Source organism: Blautia aquisgranensis (genome assembly GCF_040096615.1).
In the GTDB taxonomy this organism is placed as follows: Bacteria; Bacillota; Clostridia; order Lachnospirales; family Lachnospiraceae; genus Blautia_A; species Blautia_A aquisgranensis.
The window spans coordinates 24,699-37,622 of record NZ_JBBMEJ010000015.1; the positions used below are offsets into that span (position 1 = coordinate 24,699).

Below are 12,924 nucleotides of genomic sequence, written 5' to 3' on the forward strand. Positions count from 1 at the left end.
GACAACGTATGTCTGACCGTTGATTTTATTATACGATTGCATCTTACAAATTACTTGTGTTATAATAGCAAAAAACAGTACAATATTCACTTTTTTATACAAGTTCCTTAAAAAACTATAAAATTTATGAAAGAAGGGTTTTATTTTGCACGATCTTGGAAGAAATGAGGACCGTCTCAGAGGTACCTATGAATTTCCTTTTGAGTTTCATCATATCGACAGCTCCCATCCCCGTTATGTAATGTCATACCACTGGCATGTGGAGTGTGAAATCATGCGGATCATTCAGGGCACTCTTACCGTCACTTTAGACGAAAAAAGTTTCACAGCAAAAGCCGGAGATGTGATTTTTATCAACAGCGGAGTTCTTCATTCCGGAATTCCTCATGATTGTATCTATCAGTGCATTGTTTTCGATATGAACATGTTTTTGAAATTTAATTCTGTGTGTACGGAATACATGCAGAAGATCAGTCACCAGGAGCTTCTTATTTATCATCATTTTACAGAAAAACAGCCGGATATCCAGCGTGCGATCAACTCTCTTTTTGACTCCTTCTGGCAAAAGAAACCAGGATACGAGCTGATCGTATTTGGACAATTTTACCACTTTTTCGGATTGGTTTTTGGTAATCATTACTACCTTGAAAGTCTCCGGAAAACACGCCGTGATTACAAGCGTATCGTCCAGCTGAAGCAGGTTGTGGAATTCATCGAAAAGAACTATGCAAATCCCATCACCCTCCAGGAGCTTTCCGCCTCTGTATCCATGTCGCCGAAATACTTCTGCAGATTTTTTTCTGAAATGACACATCAGACTCCTATGGATTATCTGAACCGTCAGCGGATCGAACAGGCCTGCTGCCAGCTGGCTACCACCGACGATTCCATCACTGAGATCGCATACCGGAACGGATTTAATGACCTGAGTTACTTTATCCGTACTTTTAAGAAATATAAAGGTGTTACACCTGGTAAATATAAAAGGCGCTGAATATGACAAAAAGCAGGATTTTCCTCATTCGCGGATATCCTGCTTTTTTAAAGAATTGCTTCCCGTTTTTCACGGGCTACGTTCATGTCTTAAGAATACACGCTACTCTTCTGTATGAGAAAAAAGTCGGCATGACAGATCTTCTACATGAAAAAGCTCTAACTATCAAAGGGATTCCACGGTTGCATAGAACTCTGCTTACGAAATGCCTGTGCGCTGCACCGGAACATGCAGCAGACAATATGATAATACAGAAAACATTCCGGCCGCAAAGCCATCCAAATCTTTTCTGTTTGTCTTATTCTAACAAAATTCAACTTAATATGCAAGAAATTTCAGAACATTTCGCTCTCCATATTCCGACGGCAAAATCCCATTTCCTACATATTCTGCACCGCATCAATAAACCTTTTTCCGTATTTTTCGTATTTATGTGCACCTACTCCTGTCACATTCAGCATTTCTTCTTCGTTTTTCGGCTTCAGGATACACATGTGTACGAGGGTTTTGTCGGAAAATACCATATAGGGAGGGATTTTTTCCTCTCTGGCGATCTCCAGGCGGAGGGCACGAAGCTTCTGGAAAAGCGGTTCATCCTGCTCGCCAAGCTCTCCTGCACTTGCCTTTGAAAGACGGCTGCGTTTTTCTTTTTTGCGGACCTCCTGTTCTTTCGGAAGCTTCATGGTGATGTGAGCGTTATCCTCCAGCAACTCTTTTGAAGAAATAGTAAGCTTCACGATCGTATATCCGTCGTCCGATAGATGCAGATATCCTCTCAGCACCAGATAATTAAAGATCTGTCTCAGCTTATGTGCCGGCATCTTCGCACAGACACCGTATGAAGGATTTTCTTCCATATGATACTGACGGATCTTTGCCGTAGAGGCTCCACGCAGCGTATCCAGGATCACATTGATCCCATACCGCTGCCCGCAGTTCTCCACGCAACGCACCATAGCCGCCGCTTCTTCTGCCACATCGTACTCCTCGAATTCAGTCTGACAGTTCAGACAGTTTCCGCAGTAGCTTTTTCCATATTCTCCAAAATATTTCAGAATGTATTCTCTGAGACAGTCATGAGTAAAGCAGTAAAAAGTCATCTGTTTTAACCGCTCCTGATCACGTTCCCGGACAAGACGCCAGGTGGCTGCATCCATCTCCTGATTGTCCTGGCTTCGCTCAATAAGATACTGGTTCGTCACCACATCCTTTCCGCTGTAGAGCAGGATACACTCTGCCGGATCTCCGTCACGCCCTGCGCGGCCTGCCTCCTGGTAATAGCCTTCCATGTTTTTTGGCATATTGTAGTGGATCACATAACGCACATCCGACTTGTCGATTCCCATTCCGAAAGCATTGGTTGCTACCATCACATGACACCGATCATAAATAAAATCATCCTGATTATTCCGGCGCTCCTCATCCGAAAGTCCGGCGTGATATCTGGTGGCGGAGATTCTATCACGGATCAGCTTCTCCGAAACCTCCTCTACAAGTTTCCTCGTCAGGCAGTAGATAATGCCGCTATCATCCGGATGCTCCATTACATAGTCATGAACTTCTTTATATTTATCCTTCGGCGTTTTTACCGCAAAGTAAAGATTCTCCCGGTCAAATCCTGTTGTCGTGCAAAAAGGATCCTGAAGTCCCAGAAGTCTTGCAATATCCTCTCTGACCTCTTTGGTTGCAGTTGCCGTAAATGCACTGATCACCGGTCTTTTAGGAAGCAGTTCTATAAACTCAGCGATTTTGAGATAGCTTGGCCGGAAATCCTGTCCCCACTGCGACACGCAGTGTGCCTCATCCACTGCGATCATGGAAATTTCCACATTTCGCGCAAAATCCAGAAATGCCTCCGTGGTAAGACGTTCCGGAGCAACATAAATAATAGGATACCTGCCAGCTTTTGCATAGCGCAAAGCAGTGAAATACTGTCCCTGTGTCAGCGAGCTGTTCAGATACGCTGCCGAGATACCCGCCTGATTCAGGCTTCGCACCTGATCCTTCATAAGAGAGATCAGCGGTGAGATCACCAGTGTAATCCCTTTCATCATCAGCGCCGGTACCTGATAGCAGATAGATTTTCCTGCTCCCGTCGGCATTACAGCCAGAACATCTCTTCCCTCCAGAAGTGCATCGATCACTGTCTCCTGACCTTCTCTGAAAGTATCATACCCGAAATGGGTCTTTAAAAGTTCCTGTTTCGTCATATATCGACATGATCCTTTCCTTTTCTGTGTGCGGATATTCGGATCCGCCTGTTTTCTTTTTATAAAAATCCCCAGTGTTTTCTGAATATTTTATTTTATCATATTTTCACAGCAATTTCCAATTTCCTTTCCGGCTTAGTATTTTTTCCGATTGACAAACAGACATTTTCCACTTACCATAATTTATAAATATCTGTAATCTTATATCATTTAACTTTTAACTAACGAGGTTGAAAATGGCCGAAAGTCTTGATCTGAATCAGCTATCTAAAAGTACCAAAACCAAATATCGCCTGGCGCACGCCATGAAGGAATGTATGAAAACCACTTCCGTAGAAAATATCACCGTGAAACAGATCACTGAAAAATGCGGCATTACCAGACAGACTTTTTACCGGAACTTTCTGGATAAATATGATCTCATCAACTGGTATTTTGATATACTTCTCGCGAAATCTTTTGAACATATGGGGCAGGGAAAAACGGTTTATGACGCTCTGGTCAAGAAATTCTCTTACATCGAAGAAGAACGTAATTTTTTCGCAGCCGCTTTCCGCTATGATGAGCAGAATTCTCTTCGCCAGCATGATTTTGAACTGATTCTTCAGTTTTATGAGCATCTGATTTGTGAAAAAACTGGCAAACTTCCCGACAAAAATATCCATTATCTTCTGGAGATGTACTGCCAGAGTTCTATCTATATGACAGTCCGGTGGGTGACCGGTGCCTTAAGCTTTTCTCCTACTGAGCTTGCCTCTGTTCTGGTAGATGCAATGCCTGCAAAGCTTTCGGAGCTTTTTATCTCTCTTGAGATTCTGAGCTGATTTTTCCCGGGTCATACTTTAATAAATTCAGAAAGTTACAGAAAACGTTACACTTAACGACTTCTGTAACTTTCTTTTTTCGTGCAAAATTGTTAATATAATAACAAAGATATGGCGTATGAAACGCAGAAAGGAATGTCACAATCATGGCAAACAGAATCAATTTAAACGGAACTTCCTATCACGGAGCAGGTGCGATCGCCGAAATCGCAAACGAAGCAAAAGCACATGCATTCAAAAAAGCATTTGTATGCTCCGACCCTGATCTGATCAAATTCCATGTTACAAGCAAAGTAACTGATATTCTCGAGAAAAACGGACTGGAATACGAGATCTACTCTGATATCAAAGCAAATCCTACTATTCAGAACGTACAGCACGGCGTAGAATCCTTCAAAAAATCCGGTGCAGATTATATCATCGCAATCGGCGGTGGCTCTTCCATGGATACCTCCAAAGCGATCGGAATCATCATCGCAAACCCGGAATTTGAGGATGTAAGAAGTCTTGAGGGTACTGCTCCTACAAAGAATCCTTGTGTTCCGATCATTGCAGTTCCTACAACAGCAGGTACAGCCGCTGAGGTTACGATCAACTACGTTATCACAGACGTTGAGAAAAAACGTAAATTTGTATGTGTTGACCCACATGATATGCCGATCATCGCAGTTGTTGACCCGGAGATGATGTCCTCCATGCCAAAAGGTCTGACCGCTTCCACAGGTATGGATGCCCTGACACATGCTATTGAAGGATATACAACAAAAGCAGCATGGGAAATGACAGATATGTTCCATCTGAAAGCAATCGAGCTGATCTCCAAATCTCTTCGTGGTGCTGTTGAAAACACCAAAGAAGGACGTGAGGGAATGGCTCTTGGACAGTATATCGCAGGTATGGGCTTCTCTAATGTAGGTCTTGGTATTGCACATTCCATGGCTCACACTCTGGGCGCTGTTTACGATACTCCACATGGTGTTGCATGTGCTATGATGCTTCCGATCGTTATGGAGTACAATCAGGAATGCACCGGTGAGAAATACCGTGAGATTGCACGTGCAATGGGTGTTGAAAATGTAGATTCCATGGCACAGGAAGAATACAGAAAAGCAGCTATTGATGCTGTCAGAAAACTTTCTGTTGATGTGGGAATTCCTACCAAACTGGAAGCTATCAAAGAAGAGGATCTTACATTCCTTGCAGAATCCGCTCATGCAGATGCCTGTGCACCTGGAAACCCGAAGGATGCAAGCGTAGAGGATCTGAAAGCTCTGTTCAGAAAGATCATGTGATCAAAGTACGAGCAGAAGCGAATTTTCGCTATTTATCCTTAAGTAAATAACTGCTTCGCATTTTATCAGGAAACATTTATGTCCTCCTGATACAGGCAAGTCCCTGAAACACTGCTCATTGCTCTTCGCAGTCTCTCATAGGACTTGCCTGATTCTCTAAAAAAAGAACAGGTTATGAATATCACACGCCTTCATAACCTGTTCTTTTTATATTCATGTTTTCTTGTCTGTTTTATTATCCGCTTATCTGATCTTACAGTACATCCTTCAGAATCTGCAGTCCATACTCCGCAAGGCTGTTATCTTCTTCTCCTGTACCACCGCTGATACCAAGACCACCAATGATCGTATCACCGACTTTCAGAGGAACGCCACCTCCGAAGATCACAATGTTATCACTCATCTTACCAAGCCCGTAAAATGTCTGACCCGGCTGTGTGAGCCTGGAAAGCTCCATAGTGGACATCTTCACTGCAACCGATGTGTAAGCCTTCTTCATAGCCACATCAAAGCTTACCAGATAAGAACCATCCATCACATGGACTGCAACAGGATTTCCGTCAGGTCCGCATACCGCGATCACAGAAGGCTTATTCCTACGCAGTGCTTCCTGCTCGATCTTCTCGATCAGACGCTTGGCCGAATCCAGTGTGATACGTCCCTGAATTCCCATACGTCTCAGCACTTCCTGGATCATCGCTGTATTCACTGCCATACTGTCATTCTGTGCCATAGCTGTACTTCCTCCTGCTGTCGCTGTTACCGCCTGCTGTTCCGGTACGTTTTCCTGCTGTACCGGCATCTGCTGACTCTGAGCCGCTGTAAATGATGGCGCTGCGTTCTGTGTATGTACATTCTCTGCATTCAGATCATTGGCTGTTTTTCCAGAATTTTCTGCTGCGGCTGTTTCTGACTCCACCACAGTTTTCTGTTCTTCGGCCAGATCTTCTTTCTTCTCTGAAGCTTTCACAACATCCACATATCTCGCCAGCACATAAAAATAATCTGACAGACGATTCATATATTTCTTGGCTCCGGTATCCGATCCAAATTTCACACTGACCAGTGCAAGCTCTCTCTCAGCCCTCCGTGCCACTGCCCGGGTCACATCAATCTCAGCAGCAGCGCGAGAATCCCCCGGCAGAATCGGAAGCCTGGCCCCCTGAAAAACCTCCTCCATACGCCGGATCTCCTCCTCCAGAAGCTCCGTCCTGTCTTCACTGATCTTAAACTCCCGGTTATAAGGATCCGAAACGCCATCTATGATCTTTTTTAACGTATCCTGGATCTTTTCCAGCATCCGGATAATATCCCCATCCTTAACCAGAACCCGGATCAGCCCGATATGACTGCAAAGTTCCTCCACAGACCCCATCAGACAAATCCTGTCATCCGACTTAGACACATTCTTCGTATGGGAAAGATCCGTCATCCCCTTATCACCATACCCGGTATAAACCTCCATCACAGTTCAACCTCCCAGTAAAAATCCTCTCGATCCCTTTTCACAATCCCCGACTGACGTGTTGCACACAACCTCTCACATCTAAATACGCTCCACCTAACTACATACAGCGTCACACATCCACAATACGCTCGTCAAACCAGGCGCGACGTTTACAAACGCGCCCCAGCCAATAACGCTACACAGCCAAGGCGCCAACGGCGCCACCTCGGCACAACGTCCAGTCTTCAACAAACGAAGCATACAGACACAAGTCAACAACTTACCGTCCACAACTGTCAGGCACTCTAAAAAAAGCCCGAAGGGTGTGCAGAGGGTCCGGGGCTTCGGACCCTTTGCTCTCCTCTGCGGTTTCAAATCTTCCCAAAACCTACACCAGTTCTTAGAAAGACCACAACTTCGTGTAAATCTTAACAATATCCTCTTTCTTAGGCACACGAGGATTAGCGACAGTACAAGCGTCAGCTAACGCCATATCTGCCATCTTATCAACCGCTGCAAAATAAGCATCCGGTGTGATAGCCTTCATCTCTTCGATAGTAAGAGGAATATTCATCTCTTTCTGCATAAACTGGATCCAGTTTACAAGAGATCTTACGCTCATAACCTCATTATAATTGCTCAGTCCAAGAAGATGTGCAATATTGGAATATCTCTTTACAGCCGGAAGATATTCTTTCTGGCTTCTGCTGCGTTTATTGATATTCGCATTATACTCAACAATATGCGGCAGTAACATCGCATTTGCTCTTCCGTGAGGAATATGGAAAATAGCACCCAGCTGATGCGCCATGCTGTGTGTGATTCCAAGACCAGCTGCATTGAAAGAAAGTCCTGCCAGACAGGATGCTACATGCATTTTCTGTCTTGCATGCATATCATTTCCGTCAACATATGCACGGTACAGATATACACCACAGATCTCGATTGCCTTCTCTGCAAGCGCGGAAGTAAACTCGTTATGGTTGATGCTGACATAAGACTCAATTGCATGTGTCAGAACATCCATACCTGTATCTGCTGTAATAGCAGGCGGAACGCTTCTTACAAGCTCTGCATCCAGAATCGCTTCATCTGCTGTCAGGCTCTCTGAGATCAGAGGATATTTTACATGTGCCTCTGTATCATTTACAACAGCAAAGGATGTAACCTCTGAGCCTGTACCACTTGTTGTCGGAATGGCAACAAGGCCTACTTTTCCGTAGTTATTGATCTTCAGTGCAAATTCACGGATTGCTTTTGAAGAGTCAATGGCGGAACCGCCACCAACTGCAACGATTGCTTCCGGCTGATACTGAAGGAATTTTTTTACTCCCTCTGCAATCTTTCCTACCGGTGCATCCGGAACTACATCACAGAAAATATCAAATTCTTTTCCGCCGGCCTGTAAAGGCTTTGTGATCATATCGATCATTCCGCTTTTTACTACGAACGGATCTGTGATAACAAGAACTCTCTTGTATGGAATCTCTTTCAGTCGTCCAAGGGCATCGTCTCCAAAATGGATGGCTGTCTTCATTTCAAATGTATTCATAGAAATTGCTCCCTCTCGTCATACCGGATCACCGGACTCTTTTGTCTGCCTGTGACCGGATCTACGTTCAACCTATTTCGGATAAACGCACTCGATCTTATGCTCGCTGAAACGGCGAAGCCATTTCTCAGATGGTTTTTTGTCTGTGATCACCATCTCTATATCCCGCAGCTGTCCTGCCACGGAAAAAGCAGTCTGATCGAATTTTGTGCTGTCTACCACCAGAATACGCATTTTTCCGGAACCGATCATGGCCTTCTTTGTTGTTCCGAAGGCTTCCTTGGACTCCATGATCCCCATTTCCTCGTTTAATGCCTTACAGGAAAAAATAACCTTGTCCACATAATAGGAACGGATGACTTCCTCCGTCCGTGCGCCAAGAAATGCAAGATAGCCCTCTTTCATAACGCCGCCGGTGGAAATGATGTTCCATCCGGACACATCTGCAAGCTCAAGCAGGATCTCCATGGAATTTGTCACAACTGTAAGGCGTTCTTTTTCTTTGAGAGCCTTTGCCACAAACACTGCTGTGGTACTGGCATCCAGAAAAATATGGTCTCCGTCATTCACCATGGAAGCTGCAAGCTCCGCCATCTTCTGTTTTCCCTGTACATTCTGGTTTTTACGAATGTTAAATGGTAAGTCAATGCCGACATCTTCATTGATCACCGCACCGCCGTAACTCTTCGTGGCAAGTCCTTCTTTTTCCAGCTTGTCCAAATCACGGCGGATGGTTTCTTCTGAGACACTGTAAAGCTGGCTTAGTTCACTTACAACAACCCTTTTCTCTTCCTGTAATTTTTCGAGAATCAGATTTCTTCTTTCTAACGCTAGCATAAAATGCCTCCTTTTTCGGATGTCATTCGGGATATCCCATTACAGGATATCCCGGTTAAACAGACAATATTAAAGGATCGTATCGATCATTCTCTTGTCCGGATGAGCGATCACTGAGGAATCCATGTACATTCCTTTTTCAGCTACGAGCTCTTTTGCTCTTTCGATTGAAGCCTCTACTGCAGAAACCTCACCTGTAAGGAGCATGTAGGATTTACCGCACATACCCTTTGCAATACGAAGCTCGATCAGATCAACGATTGCTGTCTTTGCAGCCTGATCTGCTGCCTCGATAATAGATGCTGCATCATAAGTTTCAAGAATTCCCAGTGCGCTGATCTCCTCAACCTGTGTGGTTCCGTAGATAGCCGGGAAAATGGACTCATGTGGATTACCCAGTACGAAACTGTCAATGCATTTGTCCTCATATGTTGTTACCGCTGCATCTACAGCAGCTTTAACCGCGCTTAAGTCTCCGGTGATAATTGCAATATATTTTCCCGGACATACTGTCTGCGCCTCCACGATCTCTACTTCAGATGTCTTAACCATGGCATCTGCTGCAGTGATACCAGCTGGTGTGGTTTTAAACTCAATCATTCCGATTGCTCTACTCATTTTGTGCACGTCCTTTCTAATTTCTTGCAATTACAACATGGCGGTCTGTTACTTCTGTTACTTTACCGCTGATAGTTGCATGGATTCCAACACTCAATCCCTGTGCAGGCTGTGCGATCATCTGACCTTCTGTTACCATATCGCCTACTTTTACGATTGCCTGTGCCGGTGCACCGATATGCTGGCTTAAGAGAACTTTTACTTTGGATACATTTACAAGGTCTTCCTGAAGCGGTGCATCCTTGTCGTATCTTGTGAGTCCGAGACGAGCCATCAGGCGCTCCTCTGGAACCTTACGATATTCTCTTGACTCCTGTACCGGTTTCGGCTGAACACCCTGAGGTGGTCTGATTCCGGCTTTACGAAGTCCGCCCTTCATATCTGCAAGCAGTGTTCTCGGAGCCAGGCTCTGCGGACACGCATACATCTCGCAGACACCACAGGAGCTGCAGAATGCAGAATTGATATAAGGATTTACATTTCTGAAATCCTGATTGGATGCTGCCATCATGAACATTGCCGGATCGATCGGGTGTCCCAGATTATGTCTCGGGCAAAGATCTGTACATGTGTGGCAGTGGCAGCAGATAGATGCTGCCCTCTTCAGATCTATAGAAGAAGTCCGCTGCTTCTTCATGACAATAACATGGTCCTTTGGAAGAACCAGGATTGCGTTCGTTGTTTTTGTTACCGGGTCGGAACCTTTTCCGATACGTCCCATCATAGGTCCGCCTACGAAATATACAGGCTCCTTCACTGTTGTACCGCCGGCCTGAGCTACAACCTCGTCCAGTGTGCATCCTAACGGAACTTTCACTGTGACAGGATTCTCAACCTCTGCGACAACAGAAACATATTTGCTTGTTACCGGTTTCTTTTCTTCTACTGCGCGGTATACATTGTAAAGAGTCTCTACATTGAATACGGCTACTCCCTGCTCGATTGGCAGTCCTCCCGGCCGTACCACGCGTCCGGTTGCCTCATAAATAAGAACAACCTCATCACCCATAGGATAAACCTCATCAAGAAGATGGATCTTAACCCTCGGGAATTCTTCGATATGCTGATTTAAGGCATTGATTGTCTGTACATAAGATTTTTTGATTCCGATGATGGCCTGTGAAGCTCCTACCGTCTCCGCAACCATATCGAATGTTTTCATGATCTCGTATGCGTGCTTCTCCAACAGCTGTCTATGTAGCTTAAGTAAAGGTTCGCACTCTGCACAGTTCATGAGAATCGTGTCAGCCTTGTCGGTCAGTTTCATGTATGTAGGGAAACCTGCTCCACCTGCTCCGACAACACCATTCTCCTGCATAATTTTCTGTAATTCTTTGATATCCATGGCGTTACTCCAATCCTGCACCGTCATCTACGATTCCGACAATTGCGGCATCCACCGGTGCTGTTTCTACGCCGCAGCCAATTCTTGCTGCGCTTCCTTGTGCCACCAATACATACTCGCCGATTCCTGCTCCGATGATATCGATAGCAACAATCTGGCTATGCTCGGCTTTCATATGATGCACCGGCTCTACAATCATGAATTTATTTCCTATCAGTTTTTCACTTTTTCGTGTGGAAACAATGCTTCCAACTACTTTGCCTACGATCATATGAGCCTCCGTTTTTCTCCATATTCTCCAATAGGGATGCCAGAATCAGGCATCCCCGAAGGAGGAATATTATTTGATTATGGTAACTGTATTGCCTGTGGCAATTCTTGCTGCATTTGCTTCATCTGTATCAATATGCATTTCCAGTGTAAAGCTGTCGTCCACACGGATCTTAACCTGATTAAAGATCGTTCCGCGCTCGTTATCAGCCTTAACGGAAACAATATCACCATCATGTACACCCGCAGCCTGGGCATCCTTCGGAGCCATGTGAATGTGACGCATAGCCACAATACATCCCTCTTTCAGATAGATGGCACCTTTCGGTCCCACGATCGCGATCGGTGCGCTTCCTGCAAGGTCACCGGACATACGTACCGGAACCTTCATTCCAAGCTTGATCGCATCCGTAGCTGAAACCTCAACCTGAGACTTGCTGCGGACAGGTCCGAGGATTCGCACATTCTCGATAGCACGGAGCTTCAGTCCTACGATAGTAACTGTCTCGTTTGATGCAAACTGTCCACCCATCAGATCTTTTTTCTTTGTGAGCTGATAGCCTTCTCCGAACAGTGCCTCAACGTGCTCCTGTGTCAGGTGAATATGTCTTGCGGAAACTCCGATAGGTACAACAAAACCATTGCCCTTATCTTCGTTCTTGTTGATCGCATCGATCACCATTTTTGTGATCATTTCAATGTTATTCGTTTCCAAGAGTACACCTGCTTTCTTCCCGTTTCAAACTGAAAAGCACCGGCCGTAAGCCTTAATGGCCCTTCGGCCGGTGCATATCAGTACTAATCAGCTAGATTATTTAAGAACCGGAAGGATTTTCTCAACATCTGTATGAGGTCTCGGAATTACGTGTGTAGCTACGAGCTCTCCAAGTCTGGATGCTGCTGCGCTTCCGCTCTCTACTGCAGATTTAACAGCTCCTACATCTCCACGAACCATAACAGTTACAAGACCAGAACCGATCTTCTCTGTTCCTACAAGTGCAACGTTAGCTGCCTTGCACATCTGGTCAGCTGCCTCGATAGCTGCTGTAAGTCCTCTTGTCTCAACCATTCCTAATGCTTCCTGTGTCATGATTATATCCTCCTTATGGATTGCTAATGCATTGTTTTTATTTCGTATTTACTTCTGATCTGGTGCAGCCGCTTATTTCTTGCTGCTGTTTTTGCTCTTCGGTGCAGCTTCCGGCTTCTCTTGTTTCTTCTTCCACCGGCTTGCACTCAGCTCAACCAGTTTGACGATCTCCTCGTGAGGATTCGCAATTACCGCATAGCTTGCAGGCTTCTTGATGGCCTGCTCAACCGCTGCATTTACAGCTGCTGTAACTGCTGATACATCGCCTTGTACGATCAGGGTCACCAGTCGTCCGCCCAGCTTACGCTCCCATGACGCCAGCTCAACGTCTGCCGTTTTGCACATGATGTCCAGGGCATTGATTGCCGCAACCACACCAGTGATTTCTATAAATCCATATGATTTTCCCATGAGCGAACTCCTTAACTAATTTCTGTTTCTCTCA

Annotated in this window: 13 protein-coding genes; 3 read left to right on the forward strand and 10 right to left on the reverse strand. The window is 45.1% G+C overall.

From position 1 onward, the window contains the following. Positions 1 to 145: 145 nt before the first annotated feature. Entirely contained in the window at positions 146 to 994 is an 849-nt protein-coding gene (locus WMO28_RS12300; RefSeq protein ID WP_349057147.1) for an AraC family transcriptional regulator, read from the forward strand. Between the two features lie 380 nt (positions 995 to 1,374). On the opposite strand, the gene recQ is transcribed toward WMO28_RS12300, so the two are convergent. Continuing rightward, positions 1,375 to 3,204 (reverse strand): DNA helicase RecQ, encoded by a 1,830-nt coding sequence (gene recQ / locus WMO28_RS12305; RefSeq protein WP_349057148.1) that lies wholly within the window; start codon positions 3,202 to 3,204, stop codon positions 1,375 to 1,377. A 236-nt stretch (positions 3,205 to 3,440) separates the two neighbouring features. Here recQ and WMO28_RS12310 point away from each other — a divergent pair, with 236 nt between their 5' ends. Then, complete coding sequence (locus tag WMO28_RS12310; protein ID WP_178641808.1) at positions 3,441 to 4,028, forward strand: TetR/AcrR family transcriptional regulator C-terminal domain-containing protein; 588 nt, start codon at positions 3,441 to 3,443, stop codon at positions 4,026 to 4,028. Between the two features lie 146 nt (positions 4,029 to 4,174). Next, positions 4,175 to 5,320, forward strand: coding sequence for a lactaldehyde reductase (fucO, locus tag WMO28_RS12315; RefSeq protein ID WP_178641811.1), 1,146 nt, complete (start codon positions 4,175 to 4,177; stop codon positions 5,318 to 5,320). Between the two features lie 253 nt (positions 5,321 to 5,573). Here the strand turns inward: fucO and WMO28_RS12320 are convergent, their stop codons facing one another. The 9 genes from WMO28_RS12320 to WMO28_RS12360 form a co-directional block, all read right to left on the reverse strand. Then, positions 5,574 to 6,785 (reverse strand): cob(I)yrinic acid a,c-diamide adenosyltransferase, encoded by a 1,212-nt coding sequence (locus WMO28_RS12320; RefSeq protein WP_178641814.1) that lies wholly within the window; start codon positions 6,783 to 6,785, stop codon positions 5,574 to 5,576. Positions 6,786 to 7,167: 382 nt separating this feature from the next. After that, entirely contained in the window at positions 7,168 to 8,319 is a 1,152-nt protein-coding gene (locus tag WMO28_RS12325) for an iron-containing alcohol dehydrogenase (protein ID WP_178641816.1), read from the reverse strand. Between the two features lie 72 nt (positions 8,320 to 8,391). Further along, positions 8,392 to 9,156 carry a DeoR family transcriptional regulator gene (locus WMO28_RS12330; protein ID WP_178641819.1) on the reverse strand — a complete coding sequence of 255 codons (765 nt, stop codon included), beginning with the start codon at positions 9,154 to 9,156 and terminating at the stop codon, positions 8,392 to 8,394. A gap of 69 nt (positions 9,157 to 9,225) precedes the next feature. Continuing rightward, entirely contained in the window at positions 9,226 to 9,774 is a 549-nt protein-coding gene (locus WMO28_RS12335) for a BMC domain-containing protein (protein WP_178641822.1), read from the reverse strand. A gap of 16 nt (positions 9,775 to 9,790) precedes the next feature. Continuing rightward, on the reverse strand, positions 9,791 to 11,119 hold the full coding sequence (locus WMO28_RS12340) for a 4Fe-4S dicluster domain-containing protein (RefSeq protein WP_349057149.1): 1,329 nt from the start codon (positions 11,117 to 11,119) through the stop codon (positions 9,791 to 9,793). 4 nt (positions 11,120 to 11,123) lie between these two features. Then, complete coding sequence (locus tag WMO28_RS12345) at positions 11,124 to 11,390, reverse strand: EutN/CcmL family microcompartment protein (protein ID WP_015525950.1); 267 nt, start codon at positions 11,388 to 11,390, stop codon at positions 11,124 to 11,126. Positions 11,391 to 11,459: 69 nt separating this feature from the next. Beyond that, on the reverse strand, positions 11,460 to 12,071 hold the full coding sequence (locus WMO28_RS12350) for a phosphate propanoyltransferase (RefSeq protein WP_370816971.1): 612 nt from the start codon (positions 12,069 to 12,071) through the stop codon (positions 11,460 to 11,462). A 129-nt stretch (positions 12,072 to 12,200) separates the two neighbouring features. Next, on the reverse strand, positions 12,201 to 12,479 hold the full coding sequence (locus tag WMO28_RS12355) for a BMC domain-containing protein (RefSeq protein ID WP_005427721.1): 279 nt from the start codon (positions 12,477 to 12,479) through the stop codon (positions 12,201 to 12,203). Positions 12,480 to 12,551: 72 nt separating this feature from the next. Continuing rightward, on the reverse strand, positions 12,552 to 12,890 hold the full coding sequence (locus WMO28_RS12360) for a BMC domain-containing protein (protein ID WP_178644776.1): 339 nt from the start codon (positions 12,888 to 12,890) through the stop codon (positions 12,552 to 12,554). Between the last annotated feature and the right edge of the window lie 34 nt (positions 12,891 to 12,924).